Genomic DNA, 22134 nt, shown 5'->3' on the forward strand with positions numbered 1-22134 from the left:
AATTGTATTTTATTATTAAAACTACTTGACAGAAACAGCATCGACATCAATGGTGCTTGCAGTGGAGGTAGAACCCTCAGTGGTACTCGATGCTTCTGTATTTAAATCGCCTTTACGAGCTTTCCAGCCTTCAATCACTAACCCGGACACCTCACTTACTAGCAGTGTCAAAAGGAAAACATCGTCAATCTGCCCAACGATGGGGAAAACATCAGGAAGAAAATCAATTGGGCTTGCCAGATAAACTAATGTTCCTAAAATTACCCACCAGCGGTATTTAGGGTTACGAAGCAAATTACGATACCAGGTATAAACTGATTGAATTGAAAATTTCATATTTTGGACCTCCAGTTATCTTTAATTCTGACAAATTATCTTTTAAACTCACGGTGGGAATAACCGCCCTAATTAGTCTGGAAGACGCTACAAATCTAAAGGGGAGTGCGGAGGCAGGGTAAAAGGTTAAAAGTTAAAGGGAAAAGGAATAAATTTAATCTTTCCCCTTACCTCTTTCCCTTTCCCCATGCCCCATGCCCTATGCCCTATGCCCATTAATCTCTAAAATTAATAATGCTTGGGGATAGTTGCTTTAGTTATGGAGGGAGGAAATTTAAACAGTGGATATTTTAGATTTGTTTTACAAGGGCGGACCAGCGATGTGGCCTTTGCTGGTTCTGTCGATTTTGTCTTTGAGTGTAATTTTCGAGCGTTTGTGGTTCTGGTTGCGAATTTTAACTCAAGAAAAGCAAATAGTCGATCGCGTCCTAGATGCTGCCCATGATGATTGGCAAGTCGCTGCGGATATTGCAAGACAAGCAAGCCATCAGCCTGTAGGGCGTTTTCTTTATTCACCCTTACATTTAGGCAAAAGCGATGCGGAAACCTTTCGTCTAGCCCTAGAGTCCACAGCCGAAGATGAATTAGCTGGAATGCGGCGGGGCGAAAAACTTTTAGAAGCCGTAATTGCCCTGGCACCACTACTAGGATTATTGGGTACCGTTTTGGGTTTAATCCACTCTTTGCGGGCAATTCGGATTGGCGATTTGGGAACTGAATCTACTGCTGGGGTGACTACTGGTATTGGTGAATCGTTAATTAGTACAGCAACAGGGCTAATAGTTGCCATCATTAGTTTGGTATTCTATCGCCTATTCCAAAGTTTTGTAGTTAACCAAGTCAAAGTTTTTCGTCGGGCAGGGAATGAGTTGGAATTACTCTACCGTCAGTCTCCGCCCGATTTTAGTAATATTACATCACCAGTTATGCGGGATAATTTAACGCCACCTCGCAAACAAGGGAAAAACAGGTTTTCTGAACCTCCTGAGCCGCCAATCCTACCTTAGTAATAGTCAAAAGTTCAACCCCTAAACCAGGCGATTAAATTGAGAAAATGAAAGTTAATCTGCATACTCCAATCGAAGAAGTTCAAATTCAAATTATTCCTTTAATTGATGTTGTCTTTTGTATTCTGACGTTTTTTTTGTTAGCAGCACTGCAATTTACGCGCCAACAGGCAATAAATGTTGATTTGCCTAAAGCCAGCGCTAAATCTGTATCTGGGATAACGTCACAAAGTGGCAGTCAGATTGTAACTATCGATGCCGTTGGCAACACCTACATAGAAAAACAGCCTGTAAAACGTGAAGATTTGGCACAAAGGTTAAAACTCTATCTCCAAGCAAATCCCAATGGGGTTGTGGTGCTGAATGCTTCCCGTACAGCAACTTACAATGATGTGATTGAGACATTAGACTTGCTGCGGCAAGTAGGAGGCGATCGCGTTTCTTTAGGAATTATTCCCGGGCCGTCTCAACCACCAACAAACCCACTCAACCAGCCTGCTGTGCCTTCTTTTCCAATTAATCCTGGCGAAGCACCAGTTCCAGGCATCAACCCCGAAGGCAATCTTGCCCCCAGATTTCCCTCAGCGCCCGGACAAAACATCAGCCCAATTAATCCTAATATTTCCAATCCACCAGCATCTATAGCACCCGGACAAAGCCAATCTTCTCCAAAAAGGTAAATGGGCATTGGGCATTGGGTATGGGGCATGGGGAAGCGGAAAGGGTTATGGGGAAAGATTAAATTTATTCCTTTTCCCTTTAACCTTTAACCTTTTCCCCTGCCTCCCCTACCCCCAAACCTAAAGATATCCAGAATAAAATTCCGCTAGAGAAAAAAATTCTGTTAATTTACAAATAATTGGTTGAGTTTGAAATATTTTTCCATAGGTAGGCTCGGTAGCTTATCACCAATTGCCATTCACGTTTCAGGGGTTGTGGCATGAATATTGTGACGCTTTTAATTGTTTGGATAGTAACAGGTATCAGCTTGTTAATAATTAGTAAATTGCCTTTGGGAGTTGAAATTGACACTCCAAGTAAAGCCTTCCTTTCCGCAGCAGTGCTTGGTATTGTGACAGCAATAGTTCGACCAATTTTAAGACTCATTTTCGCAGTACCAAATTTACTTACCTTGGACTTGTTATCCAGCATTTTCACATTTATGATTGCTGTAGTTTGTTTTAGTATTGCGGCTTGGTTAGTCGAAGGCTTTCGTTTGCGCTACGGTGTTTGGAGTGCTGTTATTGGAGCATTTGCGCTGACTTTAATTAACAGCTTAATCTACAGAATATTGGGTGTATAAAGTTATAGAGTTAAGAGTTAGGAGTTAGGAGTTAAGAGTTATTGACCCTTTTTAACTCCTCACTCATAACTCCTAACTATTTTTAATTCTTAACTATTCATTGGAAGCTGGAGGAGCAACTTGAGTAGTTGATTGTTGTTTGCGTTGTTCGCGTTTTTTGCGATCGGCTGAGAGCATATCTGCCATCACTACCAGGGCTTGCGCCATTTTGTCTAGGTTAGAACGGTATAGTTCCAAATCCTTGCTGAATTTGTCATCAGACAGATGTAAGCCAGCAGCGATCGCTTTGAGTGCTTCAGTGAGTCGTTTTTCGTCTTTTACTAGTTCAGGATCTGCCAATTCTAATAAAGAAAATACACCAATTGCAAACAAACGGTTGTATTTAAAGTTAGGATTATTGGCGATCGCTTGCAATTGCCCTTGCAAGTCAGCATCTCGATCTAAGTTGTTGGTTTGACTCAGCCACGCAATTAAATCTTGAACTGGCAAACCTTTAGCTACAGATCGCAATCTTTCGGCATCCTGGCGATAGCGTTGCGGGTCTTGTTCTATAGCCTGACATAAGGCGTTAAAAATAGATTCTCGATCCCGTTCTGGTTGATAGCCTTCCATGAAGCGGTCAAAAGTAGTGACGACGCCCAAGGCATAAATTGGATTGTAGCTAAAATCAATATTTACTGACAGCAGATGCATTTCCACCATCAACTCTTCTACTACCCGACGATAAATAGTGTTGATCGGACGGGTATGCAGATTGTAGAAAGTTCGCTTTGTATCAGAGACAGTACGGACGTTATTCACAAAGAAAATCTTAAGGAAGGGCGACGTATTTTTATTTTCCCGCTTAAAGGCTACTTTGCCAAGTTGAGGTTTTGGCTAGTGCAGTTTCATTTACAATATAGACAAATCAAAATTAGTTTGTAACTTGGTAGCCACAAGGGCTAAGAACTCTGCCCTAAAAAACTAACCAAAAATAATTACCTTTAAAAAATTCATCGATCTCATTTATGAACTTCTCGCCACAGTTAATTGCTTTGGGTGAGTACCTAGCTGGTGAATTTGATAATCGGGAACAAGCCATAGCAGAACCAGTTTGGTATGTCCACCTGCGCCTGTGGCAAAGACCAGTTAATCTGTTCGCAGAAGATAGCATCACCCTGTTTGCCGAACAGGCTAATATTATTAACCTAGATCGACCCTACCGCCAACGAATTATGCGCTTGCATCAGGGAGGCGATTCTCATGCGCCTCTGAAAGTGCAATACTATATGCTTAAAAATCCAGAAGCATTAAAAGGCGCAGGTGATAATTCTGCCCTACTAAATACACTCTCACCCGATGGATTAGAATTACTGCCAGGTTGTATCCTCACAGTTAATTACGAAACGTTAGCTGGCGATCGCTATAAGTTTACCGCTACCCCATTACCGGAAACTCGTTGTAATTTTACTTATCTTGGAAATACCATCGAAGTTTCCTTAGGCTTTGAAGCCACACAAGCAGAATTTTACAGCTACGACAAAGGAATCAACCCAGAAACTCGACAAGCAACTTGGGGAGCAATTATGGGACCTTATCGTTATACAAAGCGAAATCAGTATTGAGTAAGATCGAGTTATGAGTTATGAATTATGAATTTTCAATAAACTCCTCACTCTTGTACAGACGCGATTAATCGCGTCTCTACTCCTAACTCTTTTCTTAGCTCGCGATACTACGAGGTACACCTTCTAAAGCTTCCTCTTCGGTTTCAAAGATTTCAAACACAGTATCCATCATCGTCACTTCAAACACGAGTTTGGCCTCTGGATGTACGTTACAGATGCGGAAACTACCCTTGACTTTATCTGCATCACGCATTCCAGCTACCAAAGACGTGAGACCAGAACTATCAATAAAATTGACCTGACCCAGATTTACAACCACATGGCGACTGAGTTTAGAAATACACTCCTGTAACTTTAAGCGAAATTGCCAAGCGGTGGTGATGTCTAGGCGACCTGCTGGTGTCAAGACAATCACGGTATTTCCATCTTGGGTTGTATAACTTTTTTGGTCTATATGAATCACTCAAACCCTCCCCGTGGGATTTCTTTTAAATTGACTAGCTACAGAACCGTTATAATGCTGCCACTTGAGATTAGCAAGCTACAGCTAAAAATGTCACTTTTTTTATGCTAAGTGCTTATCTTTAGTAGTTTAACTCACCAAAACAGTGCTGAGTAGCAATTTTAAATGGGGAGTGGGGAGTGCGGAGTGAGGAGTGAGGAGTGAGGAGTTTGGAGTGGGGAGTGGGGAGTTTGGAGTTTGGAGTTATTGTATCCCTTGTCTCCCCATCTCCCCATCTCCCCATCTCCCCATCTCCCGTCTATTTCCAATCGAGCCAATCTTGAGGTTTTAAGAAGGTTTCATACAACTCGGCTTCGGGGGAATTGGGTTCTGGCTGATAGCCGTATTCCCAACGCACCAGAGGTGGTAGGGACATGAGAATTGATTCGGTGCGTCCGTTGGTTTGCAGTCCAAAAATCGTACCTCGGTCGTAAACCAAGTTAAATTCTACATATCGTCCCCGGCGATAGAGTTGGAAATTGCGTTGGCGATCGCCATACTCAAGCCCATGTCGCCGTTCTACAATTGGTACATAGCCTGGTAAAAATGCTCTGCCACAGTCTTGTACAAAGGCAAACAAATCTTCCCAATTACGTGGCGCTGGTTCTCCCACCTTATTGCTATGAATAGCTGCTGGCCCATTGGGATCGGGGCCGCGATATAAAGTACCCTGACCATCTTGGTAATCAAAAAATAAGCCGCCCACACCCCTTGTTTCACCGCGATGCTTGAGGTAGAAATATTCGTCACACCAACGTTTAAACACTGGGTAATATTCTGGGTGGTGTTGGTCGCAAGCTTGTTTTAAAGTTTTATGTAAATGTATTACATCTTCAGCAAAGGGATAATAAGGAGTTAAGTCCAAACCGCCGCCAAACCACCACACAGGCCCAGCTTCAAAGTAGCGATAGTTTAGGTGAACTGTAGGAACATAGGGATTGCGGGGGTGTAACACCATTGAAGTGCCAGTGGCATAAAAGCCGTGTCCTGCGCCTTCAGGACGTTGAGCTAAGATTGAGGGCGGTAAATGGGAACCCCAAACTTCAGAAAAATTGACACCACCTTGTTCAAATATTGCACCATCCCGTAGGACGCGCGATCGCCCTCCACCTCCTTCTGGGCGTTCCCAACTATCTTCATGAAACTTACCCACACCATCCAGTTCTGCCAAAGCTTGGGTAATCTCCTCTTGCAGCTGTTTCATAAACTGACTAACCCTTGCCTTAGCGTCAGTTGGTGGCAAAGACTTGGATGATTGAGCTGGTACAGTTGGTGTTTGCGAGTTGGTCAACATAGATTCCCGAACCTAAATTACAATTTCCAGAAAGCCACAAATTTCTCATCTTAAAATTTGGGGAAAACCGCGCCAACAATCAAGCTCTATTTGCCCAACCTGCTTTTTTCTTATCGGTTAAGCATTTTATAGAATTGATGGGCATCACTAGAGTTATTTTCCCTCAAATGCGTATAGGCTTGTATATTGACTGAGTTTTTTTTGAAATTTTTAATTGGAGTATTCTGGTATAAACACTAAAATTTAGTCTTAACCTTGAGCTATCAAGGGTTTGATTCTTCTACTCAAAACTTCTGCGCCATATTTATTTATGATATTGGCGGTTGGCATCTGCACTGAATATACCATTGCTATGCCCAGATAAATTTTGAGAAAGTTTTGGTCTAGGGGTTAAGCTTAGTCGCCAAAAATACCAGAATTACCAGAAAGTGTCTAGCGAGGAGGAGGATTAGGAAAATGCAAGGTTGGTTATCCAAATTCATCCACCGCAAACGTCGTCGGTTTTGCGCTTCTCTGGTGCGGACGTATCGAGAGATTAGTTCTGCTTCTGTAGATGAACTATGGCAAAAAGTGGTTGACTTAACAGATGTTTCTTGGCATCCACTACTTAAGAGTACTAACGTGCCCTACGGATTAGTACCCAAACCAGGATTAATTTTTCAAGCTGTAACGCGCTTTTCGCCAATTCCCATCCGGATTTTTGTGGAACGCGTCAATCCCAGAGAAATGCTCAGTATCCGAGTCCTGGCAATTCCTGGAATAGAAGAACGGATAACTTACCAAGTAGAATCAACAGTTTGTGGTACTTGTTTATCTTATTCTGTAACACTACGCGGTTGGTTGTCACCTTTAATTTGGTCTTTATCTCGTCCTTACGCAGACCGCGTTGCACGCTCTTTAGTCGAAGCAGTAGAAAAGGCGGCATTACCAGCAGTATCAGGTAATAAAAAATCTATTAATGACAGTTGTTTTGATTTTTAGGTATGGGGCATAGGGCATAGGGCAAGCAGCAGGTGTGGGAGGTGTGGGAGGTGTGGGAGGAGAGGGAGGTGTGGGAGGAAAGGGGGGCATAAATTCTCTTTCTCCCCACACTCCCCACACTCCCCCATCCCCCCACACTCCCCTCTCTCCCCACACTTCCTTGTCTCCCCTGCCCCCCACACTCCCCACACTTCCCCATCTCCCCATACCCCCTGCCCTATGTGCCATTCCCTATACCCAATAACGTTAAGATTCTATTTAGGTAATAATCCAGTTTCCTAAGTTTTATTACGGCAGCGATCGCGAAAATACCAATCTGCTCTTGCTTTTATTTGCATCCAGTTAATAGCTAAGATGCTGACTAGGATTGTATTTCATCAGTTGCAACAGAAGTCAGGAGCTTCAGCCTTCCTTAAATCAGAACTTCGGTAAATTTGGAATACTTCGACTACGCTCAGTACGAGTTTTGAATTTTTTATGTACGATGTCCTTGATTCCCGCTCTGTCTTAGAAGTATTGCGACCAGTGCAAGACCCAGAACTTCGCAAAAGTCTGGTAGAACTGAATATGATTCGCAATGTCAAAATTGATGGTGGTAAAGTTAGTTTCACTTTAGTGTTAACTACTCCTGCCTGTCCTTTACGTGAATTTATTGTTGAAGATTGCCAAAAAGCTGTTAAAAAATTACCAGGCGTTACAGATGTAAGTGTAGAAGTAACGGCAGAAACACCCCAACAAAAAAGTTTGCCAGACCGCACTGGTATTTCTGGCGTCAAAAATATCATCGCTGTTTCCAGCGGCAAAGGTGGTGTTGGTAAAAGTACTGTGGCGGTGAATGTCGCAGTGGCTTTAGCCCAAACTGGCGCAAAAGTTGGCTTACTAGACGCCGATATTTACGGGCCTAATGACCCGACAATGCTAGGGTTGGCTGATGCCGAAATTGCTGTGCGTTCTACTGAAAAAGGTGAAATCCTCGAACCTGCTTTTAATCACGGCGTCAAATTGGTTTCAATGGGCTTTTTGATTGACCGAGATCAACCAGTAATTTGGCGCGGCCCAATGTTAAATGGTGTAATTCGCCAGTTTCTCTATCAAGTGCAATGGGGAGAATTGGACTATTTGATTGTAGATATGCCACCAGGAACTGGAGATGCTCAGTTAACTTTAACCCAAGCAGTACCGATGGCAGGGGCAGTAATAGTCACTACACCGCAAAATGTCGCTCTGTTAGATTCTCGTAAGGGATTGCGGATGTTCCAGCAGATGAACGTCCCGGTATTAGGAATCGTGGAAAATATGAGTTATTTTATTCCACCAGATATGCCAGATAAGCAGTATGACATTTTTGGTTCCGGTGGTGGTTCCAAAACCGCTGCTGAATTGGAAGTACCACTTTTGGGGTGTGTACCACTAGAAATTTCCACGCGAGTTGGCGGCGATAATGGCGTGCCAATAGTCGTTGCTGACCCAGATTCAGCTTCAGCAAAAGCACTAAAAGCGATCGCTCTGACCATAGCTGGTAAAGTATCAGTTGCAGCTTTGACATAATAAATTTTAACTCTATCTGTTTCTTGGGCTATAGCCTGGGAATACTAGGGACTGGAGATTGGGAATTGGTGACAGGGCACTGGAAACTGTGGGAGACAAGGGAGAGGGGGGAGACAAGGAACAAAGATTGCTACCTTGTCCACCTTTTCTACCTTGTCCCCAATGCCCCATGCCCCATACCCAATGCCCAATGCCCAATGCCCAATGCCCAATGCCCAATGCCCAATGCCCAATGCCCAATGCCCAATGCCCAACAATTAAACCTAAAGTCTAAACTGACACAATGTTATTAAAACGATCGCTCCCCAAAGTTCGCTGGAAGTCTTGGGTTAAGCCTTGGCAATATGTAGATTGGTTATTATTTTGTTTACCAGTTGCTGTCAGTATTTTTGGCGGCGTAACGATTCTTAGTACGGAACTCAAGCAGCCAGTAACTGACTGGTGGTGGCACTGGTTGGTGGCTGGTATCGGTGTACTAATAGCACTTTTTTTAGCTCGTATCCGTTACGAAATCTTGATGCAGTGCCACTGGGTAACCTATGGACTTACGAATTTCAGCTTAATCGCCGTGATGATTGCTGGTACTAGTGCTAAAGGGGCACAGCGATGGATTAGTATCGCTGGTTTTAATGTGCAACCCTCAGAGTTTGCCAAAGTCGGCATGATTATTACCTTAGCAGCCTTGTTACACAAGCGCACCGCTTCTAAACTCGAAAGTGTTTTCCGTGTACTGGCAATCACCGCTATACCTTGGGGATTAGTATTTTTACAGCCAGATTTAGCAACATCAATGGTATTTGGGGCGATCGTCTTGGGAATGCTCTACTGGGCAAATGCTAACCCAGGCTGGCTAATTCTAATGATTTCTCCTGTAGTTGCTGCGATTTTGTTCAGCATATCTTGGCCTTTAGCACAGCCGATAGTTTTATTTAAAGAGCTATCTTTTGGGCCGTTAGGGATAGTTTGGTCAATCGCTATGGCTATTATCGGTTGGCGAACTCTGCCTTGGCATCGGTTTGGTTTGGGTGCTATCGGTGCGTGGAGTCTAAATATACTCGGTGGCGAATTAGGAGTTTTTGCCTGGAATCATATTTTGAAACCCTACCAAAAAGACCGACTCACTGTATTCATGGATCCAGATCACGATCCTCTTGGTGCTGGGTATCACTTGATTCAATCTCGCATTGCCATTGGTGCCGGTGAAATTTGGGGATGGGGTCTATTCAAAGGCCCAATGACCCAACTTAATTTCGTCCCAGAACAGCATACAGACTTTATTTTCTCCGCAGTCGGCGAGGAATTCGGTTTTGTTGGTTGTTTGGTAGTACTCTTTGTTTTTTGCTTAATTTGCTTCCGCTTATTGCATGTTGCTCAAAATGCCACAGACAATTTCGGTTCGTTGTTGGCTATTGGCGTTTTGTCCATGATTGTGTTTCAGGTAATTGTTAACGTTGGTATGACTGTTGGCTTAGCGCCTGTAGCAGGAATTCCCTTACCTTGGATGAGTTACGGACGTTCTGCCATGCTGACTAACTTCATTTCCTTGGGAATAGTAGAATCGGTAGCAAATTTTCGCCAACGGCAGAAGTATTATTGATTCGTTATTTGTCATTTGTCCTTTGTCAGTTGTCATTTGTCATTTGTTATTTGTTAGTTAACGAAAACCAATGACCAATGACCAATGACTATTAACAAGTATTAAGCTATTAACAGGAAACAAGTGAGGCTAAAAAGATGATTCTGCCTGGAGCAACTGTTCGCGTCAAGAATCCCGCAGATACCTACTATCGCTCTGAAGGACTCGTGCAACGAGTGAGTGATGGCAAGGTAGCCGTATTGTTTGAAGGTGGTAACTGGGATAAATTAATTACCTTCCGTCTGAAGGAATTAGAACTTGTAGAAACCACAGCCGGACGTAAAAAAGGAAAATAGACTAGTAATTTGTCCTTAGTCATTTGTCCTTAGTCATTTGGTAAGGACAAATGACTAATGACTAATGACTCTTGACAATTATGCGCCTCCCATTACCACAGTTTGACAGAAGCGATCGCCATCCCAATCACTTTGCGGAGGTGATTGAAACTAGTACTACTGAATTTTTGGCACAGTGTTTGGAACCGGAAGATTTAAGCTTTCCCTCTATGCCACCTTTTGGTAGTTGGGTTTGTGCTGTGGATGAAGAATCTGGCAATCTCGTTTACGCTGTGGTATACCATGCCACAACCATGCCCATAGATTCCGTACACCGAGCTAGAGCCTTGGGGCTGTCATTGCAGGACTTACGTGAAGAACAACCCCAGATATTTGCCATGCTCAGAACAGAATTTCGAGCTGCCATCGTTGGATTTGAACTATCTTCACAAAATCCAAGTTATAACCGAAGAGTATATCAGTATCTACCACCCCGTCCACCGCAAATTCATCAAGCTGTTTATCGGTGCGAAGCTGAAGCGATCGTTAAATTTACTGAAGAACTAGATTTTTTGCGGACACTTCTTTGTATCAATGGTGCGCCAGTGGACGCTTTGACCGCAGCTGCCATTCGAGATGTATATCAGTTACGTAAAGCTGACCGACAATGGCTAATTAAAGCTGGGCGAAACCTGAGCGTGTTACTTAAAGACGACTACGATCGCTTGCGGTTCATTTTGAGCCAAATCCACCCGTAGGTAGTTAGTTCTTAGACAATTGTCTAGTTTAGTGTAAGTTAAGATTTTTGATTTTTCGTCAGGCGGCTCCTACATCCATTTATATCAATCGAGCGATCGTCTTCAAGGCGATCGCCGTTTTACCATAGCCTCATCAATTCCTACCTATGGAACTCATATCACAAGTTCTTGCTCTGGAACCAACTTCCCAAGTTCTTAGCAAGGAACCAATTGTTTCCTTTGCTATTTTGCTCGTGGTCATTTTAGTTATACCGATCGTATTTGAGCGACTAAGATTACCAGGATTAGTGGGTTTAGTTTTCTCTGGACTAGTACTTGGCCCTTCGGGCTGGCATCTATTTCAATCCAACTCACCGATGATTAACCTACTATCAGATATTGGGTTAATATACTTGCTATTTGTTGCAGGGCTAGAAGTCGATCTAGAAAAGTTCCGCAAAAAGAAAAGCCGTGCCTTTGGATTTGCTAGCTTGACTTTCAGTGTGCCGCTAGTTATGGGAATCTTATTAGGTCTGATTTTAGGCTATAGCTGGACTACCTCAATTTTAATTGGCTCTTTATTCGCTTCCTACACCCTTTTGGCATATCCCATAATCACTCGTTTGGGAGTAGTAAATAATGAAGCGGTTACTGTCACTATTGGAGCCACTATTTTTACAGATATTGCTGCAATACTAATATTAGGCATTTGTGTAGCTGTGGGTCGCAATCAGGTATTCAGCTTAGCTCAAATACTCACCTTGTCGGGTTGGTTAACGATTTACTCTGTTGCCGTCGTAGCAGGATTTGATTGGGCAGGTAAAGAGTTTTTTCGCCGTTCAGGAGACGATGAAGGAAACAAATTTTTGTTTGTGTTGCTTTCTGTGTTTCTTGCTGCTGTAGGCGCTCAATTAATTGAAGTAGACAAAATTGTTGGTGCTTTTTTAGTAGGTTTGGCAGTAAATGAAGCTGTCGGTGAAGGCCCAGTTAAAGAAAAGGTGGTATTTATTGGCAGTGTGCTATTCATTCCGATTTTCTTTGTTGACCTTGGTTTATTAATCGATTTACCTACTTATTTAAATAACCTGAACGCTATCAAGTTAACGCTGTTAATTATAGTTTGTTTGATTGCCAGTAAATTAATCGCAGCTTTGTTAACAAAACTGGTTTACCGCTATAACTGGCAAGAAATACTAACAATGTGGTCGCTATCAATTCCCCAGGTTAGTACAACTTTAGCCGCAACGTTAGTAGGATATCGGGCTGGATTACTCTCATCAGAAATATTACACAGCATTATTATTTTAATGGTCGTGACCTCAACCTTGGGGCCCTTCATCACTAGTCGAATAGCCGTTGGTTTGACCTCTTCCCCAGCCGCAGATGCACCACCAACAGATCTAACCGATGGCGATGCACCAGAGACAGACGGTGCTTTGAGTATAGTCGTACCTGTCTATAATCCTCAGACGCAGCAGTACTTGATTGAGATGGCAGCGTTACTAGCGCGTCAGTCAAAGGGTAAAATTGTACCGCTAGCGATCGCTAATGCTGCTGCTCACATGGATGCACCCCAGTTAGAAGCTTCCCTAGAACGCAGCGAGCGCTTATTGACAAAAGCCACCGCCCAAAGTCGAGTATTAGGTGTAGCCGCAGAACCAGTGCTACGAATTGATGATGCTTTTGCTCAAGGAATTAGCAGAGCTGCCCGCGAACAAAAAGCTAGTTTAATTGTTATGGGTTGGGGTAAACGTACTGGGTTGCGAGCATTATTATTTGGAAATGTTGTTGATGGCGTGCTTTGGGCAGCGCATTGTCCTGTTGCAGTAACGCGTTTAGTGGAATCACCAAAAAAAATTCAGCGTATCCTAGTGCCAATAGAAAATTTAACGGCACCAATATTGCAGCCCGTACAATTTGCCCAAATGTTGGCACAAGCAAATCAAAGCCACGTTACTGTACTGAATGTGTGCGATCGCCGCACTAGTTCTAGTAAAATTGCTTGGAGGCGATCGCACCTCTCACTCTTAGTATCTAAATTGGCTTTGCCCAATACCCCAGAAATTCAAATTATCGCTCATGAAAATGTAGCTCAAGCAATTTTGCAAGCAGCACGTCTATACGATTTAGTCGTTTTACCTTTTATACGCAATCGCACTAGTCCCGGCGGGTTAGCCATTAGCGATGTCACAACTGAGTTAGCTAGGCAACTCACCTGTTCCATTGTCATGCTTGGAGAGCCACAACGCGCTCAAACAAATGTAGTTATTTCTAATACATCCAATAGCATGACATCTGCTGTATGATATGCATCGGTAGACTGGCAAGCATAGCATAAAAAATATTGGCAACAATATAGAATCGCCTTTAATGGCTACAGTAAAAACATTTTATATTGTTGAAGATTTGATGAACTTTAGGTAAAAGGCTGACAACTCTTAGACAATGTTTGTTATTTTGCTAGTTAAATTGTTAACAAAGCAGGTAAAAACATAACAAAACTATAACCTTAAACAGTTCCTGATTAAGCGTTGTTCATTTTTAGTTCTGTATTTTTGTGCCCAAGCTGGGTAACCTAAAAGATAAGTGCGATAGCTACTGAAAATATTTGTAAGTAACTGGGAAACTATGAGAATTTTGGTGACGGGCGGTGCTGGGTTTATTGGTTCCCATCTCATCGACCGACTAATGAACGAAGGGCATGAAATAATATGCTTAGATAATTTTTACACAGGTCATAAACGTAACATACTTAAATGGCTAGATCATCCGTACTTTGAATTAATCCGCCACGATATTACCGAGCCAATTCGATTAGAAGTCGATCAAATTTATCATTTAGCTTGTCCTGCTTCTCCAGTACATTATCAATACAACCCAGTAAAAACCGTTAAAACTAACGTGATGGGAACGCTGAATATGTTGGGGCTGGCCAAGCGCGTGAAAGCAAGGTTTTTCTTGGCTTCAACTAGCGAAGTATACGGAGACCCAGAAGTTCATCCCCAAACCGAAGAATACAGGGGTAGCGTTAATCCCATTGGTATACGTTCTTGCTACGACGAAGGCAAAAGAATCGCTGAAACTCTGGCATTTGATTACTACAGGCAAAATAAAGTTGATATTCGAGTTGCTCGGATCTTCAATACATACGGGCCGAGAATGTTAGAAAATGATGGTCGCGTAGTGAGTAACTTCATAGTTCAAGCCTTACGGGGTACTCCTTTGACGGTTTACGGAGATGGTTCGCAAACCAGGAGTTTCTGCTACGTTTCCGATTTGGTGGAAGGATTTATTCGCCTGATGAATGGCGATTACATTGGGCCAGTAAATCTGGGTAATCCGGGTGAGTATACAATTTTACAATTAGCTGAAGCTGTGCAAAATATGATTAACCCAGATGCACAGATTAAATTTGAGCCACTACCTTCCGACGATCCCCGGCGGCGCCAACCCGATATTACAAAGGCCAAAACTTGGTTAAATTGGGAACCTACCATTCCTTTGCAAGAGGGGTTAAAACTAACAATAGAAGATTTCCGCGATCGCATGAATAGCGATGCCAAGAATTCAGCCTCCTGAGCAGTGCTTCGCCCTGCTCTCAACTTTCGTGCAAGCTCATCTTATTTGGTAGCCGGTACTTTAGTGGCTGTGTTTCCTCTCGGTGTATAAGTGTCATATTGACTATTTCTTTTTTTAAACTAACGCTCAATCAAGCGAGGAGTTGAAAATGCGTGTTTGCGTAATTGGTACTGGTTACGTCGGTTTGGTTACAGGTGCTTGCTTAGCTCATATTGGGCATGATGTCATTTGCGTAGACAACAACGAAGAAAAAGTCAAATTAATGAAATCTGGACAGTCTCCGATTTTTGAACCGGGACTCTCAGAAATCATGCAGTCTGCCATTCAAACAGAGAAAATTCATTTCACAAGTGACCTCGCTGCTGGAGTCGCCCACGGAGAAATTCTGTTTATTGCTGTAGGAACACCACCTTTACCAACTGGTGAGAGCGATACTCGTTATGTTGAAGCTGTAGCCCGTGGTATTGGGGCAAACCTCAACAATGGTTATAAAGTAATTGTGAATAAATCAACAGTACCCATTGGTTCGGGTGACTGGGTACGAATGATTGTTCTAGATGGTATCGCTGAACGCCAGAAAAGTTTGGTAGCCGCAGGTGGAATATCTGAAGAGAAATTACCTGAGTTTGTAGCCGAGTTTGATGTAGTCAGCAATCCAGAATTTTTGCGCGAAGGTTCAGCAGTTTACGACACCTTCAACCCCGATCGCATTGTACTAGGAGGCAACAGCCCCAGAGCAGTAGCTTTAATGGAACAACTGTATGCCCCAATTGTAGAACGCAAGTACGCAGCCGATCCATCTTTACCCCCAGTACCAATTCTGGCAACAGATCTTAGTTCGGCGGAAATGATTAAATACGCCGCTAATGCCTTTTTGGCCACTAAAATTAGTTTTATCAATGAAGTTGCTAACATTTGCGATCGCGTTGGTGCTGATGTTACCCAAGTAGCTAAAGGTATTGGTCTAGACTCCCGCATTGGTAACAAATTTTTACAAGCAGGTATTGGTTGGGGCGGTTCTTGCTTCCCCAAAGATGTCTCCGCCCTCATTCATACCGCTGACGACTATGGCTATGAAGCTGAATTGCTCAAAGCCGCCGTTAACGTCAACGAACGCCAACGTTTAATTGCTCTAGAAAAACTCCAACAAGTCCTGAAAATCCTCAAAGGTAAAACCGTTGGGCTACTCGGTCTGACCTTTAAGCCTGATACCGATGATATGCGGGATGCTCCAGCGCTCAACTTAATTGAACAACTCAACCGACTCGGAGCTAAAGTCAAAGCCTACGACCCCATTGTCTCCCAAACAGGTATGCGTCATGGTCTTTCTGGTGTGTTAGTAGAAACCGATGCTGAAAGACTAGCTGACGGTTGCGATGCTTTGGTACTCGTCACCGAATGGAAACAGTTTAGCACTCTCGACTACCTGAAGATGGCAAAATTGATGGCTCACCCCGTGATTATTGATGGTCGTAACTTCCTCGACCCTGAAGCAATGGTGCGGGCTGGATTCCAATATGTAGGCGTTGGAAGATAAATGATTTTGCTATGAGTTAGAATTCAGAATGCAGAATTTTGAATTCACAAAATTGAATTTCAAATTTCTAGCTTTTTTAATTAGGTAGGGTCATAACATTGTTATGACCCTATTATTTTTCACATCTAACAAGATTTACTTTCAGTTTTATCTCATATCAATTTTGGATTAAAAGCATTTACTACAAAGCAGGCTGAGGCTCTGATACCATTTGACTTTAATGATGAACAAATACGTTTTTAAGGGTACGGCAATGCATCAGGATTTTAGTGAAATCAGATGATGCTGAGAATTTTGAATTATAAGTAATTAAGCGAGCTTGATATTAGAGCTAGGCTGATGAGCCTAGTCTATTTGAATTGTGAATTGTGAATTCTGCTATAGCAATCCTAAATGATTCATGAGAAAACACCATATTCATGTAGCTTAGGAAAGTCGAAAATTTGACAATCAATGGCTAATTCAAATAAACCCTTGACTACAGAGAAAGAATGACAAAAAAAGTAAAATTCTCGAATTAGTCTTTTTGCTTGTAACCAGATATCTTCTACAGCGTTTTGTTGTGGAGCATTTTCCTCACGTCGCCCAGCCAGCAATGTACAAATCTCTTTTTTTTTGACGCGACTAATTCTTCATCATATTTTGGGTTGTGAGCTTGAGTTTTCTTCCAACTAATACGTGCTTCGTTAAATAAATCATAGTAGCTTTGCTTTGAGGAGAAAGTAACGCCGTATTTGTGGCTGAGCTCATACTCTAACTCGTTCAATGTCCATCTATCTTTTGTTAACAGCCACTCTATTATGGATAAGCGCTGCTCTGGGCTTAATAGCCCAACACTTCCTCAATGAGCTAGTTTTAAACCTTCTACCCCATTTTGAAAAAATGCTTTTTTCCACTTACTTATAAAACCGCTAGACACTCCCAAGATAGGCATTATCTGCTCATGCTTGTATCCACATAGCAACATCTTAACTGCTATCGCTCGTTGAACTTCGCGCTTATCTTGGCTATTTTCGATAAACTCATCTAGCGATCGCATCCACATTACCGCACCCTAACCTTAGTCTTACATACTACTTACACCCTCTTACGTATTTTCTCACGAATGATTCCGGATTGCTATATATGAATTTTGGATTTTTGGATCTAAACGATGAAATTATGTGTTACGTGGAATTCGCTCAATCTCAGCATAGCCACTGAAAATTAATTTTTGACCTTCAGTTTCTAATCGGTTGAGTCGCATCTTTACTCCATCAAGGTCAAATCGATCCAAATCAACCATATTATCTAAAATTTCTACCAGTGCTACGCTCAAGGTTTTGGAAATTTCCCGTTGTGCTTCTGGCACTTGGTCAAGCTCAATTTTCGGGTCTTTAAAGGAAACTCGCCGCCGCCTTTCAATCCCTATGGTTAAAGTCATGCTTAAAGGCACAAGTTCGCCATTATTTAAATCCGCTTTGGCTTCAAGCTGCAACTTATTTTCAGGTAATAGCTGTACCGCGACTTCGGTAAAGGAAACTGGTTTGCCGCCAGATAATGCCGTCAACGATGGTACAGAGAGGTTAAGTAGGCGCTTTTTCACTAGTTCAGCCTTGAAGGCATCATTGATGCCCGCTTCTGATAAAATTACTTGAGCGACTGCCTGAGTAGGTTGCTTGAGAGTGAGTTTGCCGCTTAAAACCGAGCCAAAGTCAATAGCCACCGCATCAGTTTCAAATGACATCTCCTCCACCGCAAAATCCCTGCGGATTACTAAGCCACGACCGCTCATTTTGAAGCTATCAATACTGCCTTGCAACAGTTTGCTGGAGGGATAGCAGCGCACAAAGACTTCTACTGACTCGCTTTGAGTAAACAAGTGGCGAATCGTTTGGCTAGCGACCGTGTTGAGCATCTGCTCTCCCCAATCTGTGCCCTTAGGATTTTGTAGACCAGTAAGTCCGCCGAACATGTGGTTTTTAGTCTCTAGAAGTTCTTTGTACTTTTGTAACAAATTGTGAACGATAGAGCAAGCGATCGCACGATTGATTGTGCTGATAGGTAAGCGTAGGATGTCTGATGATTAGAACATAAATGTATCAGATATTACTTTTGATCTGGTGAGTGGGAATAATCTTACTAGGTTATCGGTAAGATTGTCACCACTACTAAGTATGATACAGCTAAACATTCTAGAACTTGCCAAGCAGGGTGATACAAATGCAATTAATAGTCTGGTAAATGAGTGGTTAGGCACACCTAGTATTACTACAAAAACCACTTTCAAACAAGATTGCTTGCAGGTGATGTTGGAATCCGACAAAGTACCAGAACAGCAATTATTAGTCCCATTAATTCATAATGGATTGATTAGTTTAAGTATTGCGTCTGTCAAGAAAGTAAAAATATACGGGCGAGAAAGAGGTGAAGATTTTCCAGATTGGCAGCAAGAGTTTGAGCTAGAACTAGAGCAAAATTCACCTTTATTAATATATCAAACAGACGTTAATATTGAATCCTCTAGTGCAATAACCAAAACAACAGCAGATAGTGAATTATCCTTACAACAACCGTCTTTTTTTGGCTCGCTATTTGGTGCAGTAGCAGGAACAGCAGGAGCAGTTGGTAGTGTTGCCGTTCAAGCAGGACAAGCAGTAGCAGGAGCGGCAGTTGGTATTGGTGGTACAATTGGTGGTGCAGCTTTACAGGCAACACAAATAGCAGGACAGGCATTAGCAATAGTTGGTAATAATCCTTCTCTACAATCAGGAATCAAATCTTTAAATAAAGACTGGTTGAATCCCTTAATTCAACAAGTTGATATAGTTAAAGCTGAGGCTGTTGTTAGAAAATTAGAGCTAGAACATCCAAATGAACAACCATCTGTAATTGCCCATCATCTGATGTTAGAGAAAGCTGTCTTGGCAGGAGTAACAGGGTTTACCACTAGTGCTGTACCAGGACAAGCTGTCGTAACATTTGCTGTTGATTGGGCTGCTACATCTGCATTATCAGTGGAGTTAGTTTATCAAATTGCTGCTGCCTATGGGATGGATTTAAAAGATCCAGAACGTAAAGGAGAAGCATTAGCAATTTTTGGTTTAGGGCTAGGTGGAAAAACAGCAATCAAAGCAGGTTTGGGTTTACTACGAAATCTACCAGTGGCGGGAGCGGTCATTGGTGCTAGTTCAAATGCAGTCATGATTTATGCATTGGGTTATGCTGCTTGTCAGTTTTATGAAGCAAAGCAGAATCCATTAACTTTAGAAGCGACTTTAGTCGATGTTCAAGTAGAGAGCGAACAATATCTTGAAGCTGCTATTTCTCAAGAAAAGATTATGGATCAAATTTTGGTTCATATTGTCTTAGCAGGCAAGCCAGATAAATCTTGGGACGATATTTTACCAGAATTACAAGCTGCTAATCTTAGTCCTGCCTCAATCGATGCGATCGCTTGTCATATTAAATCTCCACCATCTTTAGAAACCTTACTTGAGCAAATTAATAATGACTTTGCTGTACCACTACTAGCTCAATGTCAAAAAATGCTCATCTAGACGGAGTAATCACGCCAGAAGAAGCTAGGGTTTTAGAAACGATTCACAGAAAGTTAAACCATGATTTAGCTCGAATAAAATAAGCTAAACATTACTGTTGAAATTTATTACCAAAGGCGATCGCCACTTCAATAAAAAACGCGATCGCACCACATCCACTAATCATAAAACTATCTGGTAAATAGCAGGTCAATCTCTCGCTTCAGGAATATTTATTAGCAACCTAGTATCGCCACCAAAATACGCAGCAAATCTTCTATATCAGCAGGAACGCGATATAAATTTAGGTCTTGAGTTATTTGTTTATCTTCTCGATTCAATAACCCAAATTGCCAAATATCCCCTGTAGAAACAGCCCCCTGTAAATTTGCCTCTTGAGAGCCAGTCCACGCATCAATAGCAATCAATTCTACAGCAAGCTGAGTAAAACCTCTCGCCAAATCGGCGTTTTTGGCTTCTACAACTAAGAGTTTCTGCTCTGCGTGCAAATAATAGTCAAGGGAACCCTTTAATTGTTCTGTAACAATTAAAGGATATTCAATTCTAAGTTGAGCGCGGGTGTAGTGAATAACATCCAGTAAAATTGGTGCGATTAGTAACTCCCTGCGGGCTGCTTCACTAGTCAAACTAATATATGGCAAACTCTCCTCAATTCTAGATTTTAGATTTGTCAGTCTGTCTAATTCAATGTTCGACTTTTGTAGATTCAGTGAAGAACGTTTTAAAGAATAACCAAATTCAGCCAGTATGTCTTCTGGCTCGAATGACATCTCAAAATAGCTTCTGAAAGTGTATGACTGATTTGGTTGGAGGATGGGAATTTTGCTCATAGTATACGATTAAACTATTTTGCATAGTCTAGGCTTTCCCGAAATAGCAACCTAGAGCCACAATTTGCACCCAACACTGAAGGCAAATAAATGATGAATATCAATTAGCTGCTACCTCGTCAACAACTTGCGGCGCAAATTATCCAATGCTGCATTTGCACTCACATGGCGAATTAGAGAACGTCCTCGTGCAGCACCGAAATTATATTCAAAACTTGCCACTTCATCATTTGGCCCAGCCAAACCGACATAAACCAAACCCACTGGCTTAGTATCTGTTCCTCCAGCAGGGCCAGCAATACCAGTGATACTCAACCCCCAAGTTGTAGAAAGTCGGGTTTTGACTCCAATTGCCATTTGTTCTGCAACGGTAGCACTTACCGCCCCAAATTTATCTAAATCTTCCTGGTTAACTCCTAGCAACCTAACCTTCACTGAATTGTCATAAGAAATGACTCCACCCCAAAAGTAATCAGAACTTCCAGAAATTTCTGTTAACATTTGCCCTAGCCCACCACCAGTGCAAGATTCTGCCACCGAAAGCGTTTCCCCCGACGCACGCAACAACCCACCAACAACGGAAGCAGGAGTATCATCATTGATACCGTAAAAATCTAGTCCAGCAATTTCTTTAATTTGTTTTTCAACAGGTGCAATCAAAGCTTCTGCTGCTGCTTCTGAATTTGCTTTGGCGGAAACCCGCAATCTGACTTCCCCTTTGCCTGCATAAGGGGCTACGGTTGGGTTTGGCAATTTTAAATAAGAAGCAACCTTTTCCGCCAAAGCAGATTCGCCAATACCCCAAAACCTTAAACTCCGACTGTAAATAATTTCCTTACCCCAACCTTGACTTTTGAGAAAAGGAACGGCTGTTTCTTTCCACATCGGGTGCATTTCACTAGGAACGCCAGGAAAGGTAAAAATCGTGATTTCCGGACGGGGTTGCCAAATAATACCGGGTGCAGTTCCAGTGGGGTTGGGTAGAATTTCTGCACCTTGGGGAATTAAAGCCTGCTTGCGGTTACTTGGTGACATAACTCGACCGCGTTGGGCAAATTTCTGGGTTATGTCTTCGATGATTTCTGGGTGTTCTACCAAGGGGGCTTGAAAAAAATCGGCAATCGTTTCACAAGTGAGATCGTCCGGGGTGGGGCCAAGACCGCCAGTAAAAATGAGAATTTGCGCCCTGGAAATAGCAATTTCTATAACTTGCTTCAACCGTTCTGGATTATCACCAACTACGGTTTGATAGTAATGGGGAATACCTAACTGGGCTAATTGTTTCGCCAAAAATTGAGCATTGCCATTGAGGATATCTCCTAGTAGCAATTCTGTACCAACACAAATAATTTCTGCACTCATTGGAAGGAATGGTTAGGAGTTAGGAGTTAGGAGTTAGGAATTAAGAGTTAGAAGTTGAAAA

20 protein-coding genes and 1 pseudogene are annotated in these 22134 nt (G+C 42.4%); 13 read left to right on the top strand and 8 right to left on the bottom strand.

Annotated elements, in window-relative coordinates:
• Positions 1-21: 21 nt before the first annotated feature.
• Positions 22-336 carry a YkvA family protein gene (locus NSTC745_RS07540; protein WP_445636597.1) on the bottom strand — a complete coding sequence of 105 codons (315 nt, stop codon included), beginning with the start codon at positions 334-336 and terminating at the stop codon, positions 22-24.
• Positions 337-617: 281 nt separating this feature from the next.
• On the opposite strand from NSTC745_RS07540, the gene NSTC745_RS07545 reads away from it, so the two are divergent.
• From NSTC745_RS07545 to NSTC745_RS07555, 3 genes are all read left to right on the top strand, one after another.
• Entirely contained in the window at positions 618-1343 is a 726-nt protein-coding gene (locus NSTC745_RS07545) for a MotA/TolQ/ExbB proton channel family protein (protein WP_445636598.1), read from the top strand.
• 47 nt (positions 1344-1390) lie between these two features.
• Positions 1391-2023 carry a biopolymer transporter ExbD gene (locus NSTC745_RS07550; protein WP_445636599.1) on the top strand — a complete coding sequence of 211 codons (633 nt, stop codon included), beginning with the start codon at positions 1391-1393 and terminating at the stop codon, positions 2021-2023.
• A 260-nt stretch (positions 2024-2283) separates the two neighbouring features.
• Entirely contained in the window at positions 2284-2646 is a 363-nt protein-coding gene (locus NSTC745_RS07555; RefSeq protein ID WP_445636600.1) for a phage holin family protein, read from the top strand.
• 93 nt (positions 2647-2739) lie between these two features.
• On the opposite strand, the gene psb29 is transcribed toward NSTC745_RS07555, so the two are convergent.
• Positions 2740-3447, bottom strand: coding sequence for a photosystem II biogenesis protein Psp29 (gene psb29, locus NSTC745_RS07560; RefSeq protein WP_445636601.1), 708 nt, complete (start codon positions 3445-3447; stop codon positions 2740-2742).
• 206 nt (positions 3448-3653) lie between these two features.
• On the opposite strand from psb29, the gene NSTC745_RS07565 reads away from it, so the two are divergent.
• Complete coding sequence (locus tag NSTC745_RS07565) at positions 3654-4250, top strand: chromophore lyase CpcT/CpeT (protein WP_445636602.1); 597 nt, start codon at positions 3654-3656, stop codon at positions 4248-4250.
• Between the two features lie 97 nt (positions 4251-4347).
• On the opposite strand, the gene NSTC745_RS07570 is transcribed toward NSTC745_RS07565, so the two are convergent.
• Positions 4348-4716, bottom strand: a complete 369-nt coding sequence (locus tag NSTC745_RS07570) for an STAS domain-containing protein (protein WP_096535210.1) — start codon at positions 4714-4716, stop codon at positions 4348-4350.
• 298 nt (positions 4717-5014) lie between these two features.
• Positions 5015-6049 (bottom strand): oxygen-dependent coproporphyrinogen oxidase, encoded by a 1035-nt coding sequence (hemF, locus tag NSTC745_RS07575; RefSeq protein ID WP_445636603.1) that lies wholly within the window; start codon positions 6047-6049, stop codon positions 5015-5017.
• Between the two features lie 456 nt (positions 6050-6505).
• On the opposite strand from hemF, the gene NSTC745_RS07580 reads away from it, so the two are divergent.
• From NSTC745_RS07580 to NSTC745_RS07615, 8 genes are all read left to right on the top strand, one after another.
• Positions 6506-7030, top strand: a complete 525-nt coding sequence (locus NSTC745_RS07580) for a polyketide cyclase / dehydrase and lipid transport (protein WP_096535208.1) — start codon at positions 6506-6508, stop codon at positions 7028-7030.
• A 477-nt stretch (positions 7031-7507) separates the two neighbouring features.
• Complete coding sequence (locus tag NSTC745_RS07585) at positions 7508-8578, top strand: Mrp/NBP35 family ATP-binding protein (protein WP_445636604.1); 1071 nt, start codon at positions 7508-7510, stop codon at positions 8576-8578.
• A 283-nt stretch (positions 8579-8861) separates the two neighbouring features.
• A complete protein-coding gene (gene rodA / locus NSTC745_RS07590; protein ID WP_445636605.1) occupies positions 8862-10175 on the top strand; it encodes a rod shape-determining protein RodA in 1314 nt (437 codons plus the stop codon).
• Positions 10176-10312: 137 nt separating this feature from the next.
• Positions 10313-10510 (top strand): NAD(P)H dehydrogenase subunit NdhS, encoded by a 198-nt coding sequence (locus NSTC745_RS07595; protein WP_096535205.1) that lies wholly within the window; start codon positions 10313-10315, stop codon positions 10508-10510.
• Positions 10511-10590: 80 nt separating this feature from the next.
• Positions 10591-11247, top strand: a complete 657-nt coding sequence (locus tag NSTC745_RS07600) for an HAS-barrel domain-containing protein (RefSeq protein WP_445636606.1) — start codon at positions 10591-10593, stop codon at positions 11245-11247.
• Positions 11248-11393: 146 nt separating this feature from the next.
• The gene (locus NSTC745_RS07605) at positions 11394-13532 is read left to right on the top strand and encodes a cation:proton antiporter domain-containing protein (protein ID WP_445636607.1); all 2139 of its coding nucleotides are present in this window, start codon (positions 11394-11396) and stop codon (positions 13530-13532) included.
• A 322-nt stretch (positions 13533-13854) separates the two neighbouring features.
• Positions 13855-14805 (top strand): UDP-glucuronic acid decarboxylase family protein, encoded by a 951-nt coding sequence (locus NSTC745_RS07610; protein ID WP_445636608.1) that lies wholly within the window; start codon positions 13855-13857, stop codon positions 14803-14805.
• A 148-nt stretch (positions 14806-14953) separates the two neighbouring features.
• Positions 14954-16342 (top strand): UDP-glucose dehydrogenase family protein, encoded by a 1389-nt coding sequence (locus NSTC745_RS07615; protein ID WP_445636609.1) that lies wholly within the window; start codon positions 14954-14956, stop codon positions 16340-16342.
• Positions 16343-16740: 398 nt separating this feature from the next.
• Here the strand turns inward: NSTC745_RS07615 and NSTC745_RS07620 are convergent.
• Together NSTC745_RS07620 and NSTC745_RS07625 are read right to left on the bottom strand one after the other, a co-directional pair.
• Positions 16741-17381: pseudogene (locus NSTC745_RS07620) on the bottom strand (helix-turn-helix domain-containing protein).
• A 120-nt stretch (positions 17382-17501) separates the two neighbouring features.
• Positions 17502-18296 carry an LmeA family phospholipid-binding protein gene (locus NSTC745_RS07625; protein WP_445636610.1) on the bottom strand — a complete coding sequence of 265 codons (795 nt, stop codon included), beginning with the start codon at positions 18294-18296 and terminating at the stop codon, positions 17502-17504.
• Positions 18297-18498: 202 nt separating this feature from the next.
• On the opposite strand from NSTC745_RS07625, the gene NSTC745_RS07630 reads away from it, so the two are divergent.
• Entirely contained in the window at positions 18499-19881 is a 1383-nt protein-coding gene (locus NSTC745_RS07630; RefSeq protein ID WP_445636611.1) for a hypothetical protein, read from the top strand.
• 215 nt (positions 19882-20096) lie between these two features.
• Here the strand turns inward: NSTC745_RS07630 and NSTC745_RS07635 are convergent, their stop codons facing one another.
• Both NSTC745_RS07635 and NSTC745_RS07640 read right to left on the bottom strand, forming a co-directional pair.
• The gene (locus NSTC745_RS07635; protein ID WP_445636612.1) at positions 20097-20711 is read right to left on the bottom strand and encodes a hypothetical protein; all 615 of its coding nucleotides are present in this window, start codon (positions 20709-20711) and stop codon (positions 20097-20099) included.
• A gap of 111 nt (positions 20712-20822) precedes the next feature.
• Complete coding sequence (locus tag NSTC745_RS07640) at positions 20823-22073, bottom strand: competence/damage-inducible protein A (RefSeq protein WP_445636613.1); 1251 nt, start codon at positions 22071-22073, stop codon at positions 20823-20825.
• Positions 22074-22134: the final 61 nt, after the last annotated feature.

The sequence above is a fragment of the Nostoc sp. DSM 114161 genome (assembly GCF_052692665.1).

Coding starts and splice junctions, on each gene's coding strand:
- NSTC745_RS07540 (WP_445636597.1), bottom strand. CDS start 336: ATGAAATTTTCAATTCAATCAGTTTATACCTGGTATCGTAATTTGCTT.
- NSTC745_RS07550 (WP_445636599.1), top strand. CDS start 1,391: ATGAAAGTTAATCTGCATACTCCAATCGAAGAAGTTCAAATTCAAATT.
- NSTC745_RS07555 (WP_445636600.1), top strand. CDS start 2,284: ATGAATATTGTGACGCTTTTAATTGTTTGGATAGTAACAGGTATCAGC.
- NSTC745_RS07565 (WP_445636602.1), top strand. CDS start 3,654: ATGAACTTCTCGCCACAGTTAATTGCTTTGGGTGAGTACCTAGCTGGT.
- hemF (WP_445636603.1), bottom strand. CDS start 6,049: ATGTTGACCAACTCGCAAACACCAACTGTACCAGCTCAATCATCCAAG.
- NSTC745_RS07580 (WP_096535208.1), top strand. CDS start 6,506: ATGCAAGGTTGGTTATCCAAATTCATCCACCGCAAACGTCGTCGGTTT.
- NSTC745_RS07585 (WP_445636604.1), top strand. CDS start 7,508: ATGTACGATGTCCTTGATTCCCGCTCTGTCTTAGAAGTATTGCGACCA.
- rodA (WP_445636605.1), top strand. CDS start 8,862: ATGTTATTAAAACGATCGCTCCCCAAAGTTCGCTGGAAGTCTTGGGTT.
- NSTC745_RS07595 (WP_096535205.1), top strand. CDS start 10,313: ATGATTCTGCCTGGAGCAACTGTTCGCGTCAAGAATCCCGCAGATACC.
- NSTC745_RS07600 (WP_445636606.1), top strand. CDS start 10,591: ATGCGCCTCCCATTACCACAGTTTGACAGAAGCGATCGCCATCCCAAT.
- NSTC745_RS07605 (WP_445636607.1), top strand. CDS start 11,394: ATGGAACTCATATCACAAGTTCTTGCTCTGGAACCAACTTCCCAAGTT.
- NSTC745_RS07610 (WP_445636608.1), top strand. CDS start 13,855: ATGAGAATTTTGGTGACGGGCGGTGCTGGGTTTATTGGTTCCCATCTC.
- NSTC745_RS07615 (WP_445636609.1), top strand. CDS start 14,954: ATGCGTGTTTGCGTAATTGGTACTGGTTACGTCGGTTTGGTTACAGGT.
- NSTC745_RS07625 (WP_445636610.1), bottom strand. CDS start 18,296: ATGTTCGGCGGACTTACTGGTCTACAAAATCCTAAGGGCACAGATTGG.
- NSTC745_RS07630 (WP_445636611.1), top strand. CDS start 18,499: ATGATACAGCTAAACATTCTAGAACTTGCCAAGCAGGGTGATACAAAT.
- NSTC745_RS07635 (WP_445636612.1), bottom strand. CDS start 20,711: ATGAGCAAAATTCCCATCCTCCAACCAAATCAGTCATACACTTTCAGA.
- NSTC745_RS07640 (WP_445636613.1), bottom strand. CDS start 22,073: ATGAGTGCAGAAATTATTTGTGTTGGTACAGAATTGCTACTAGGAGAT.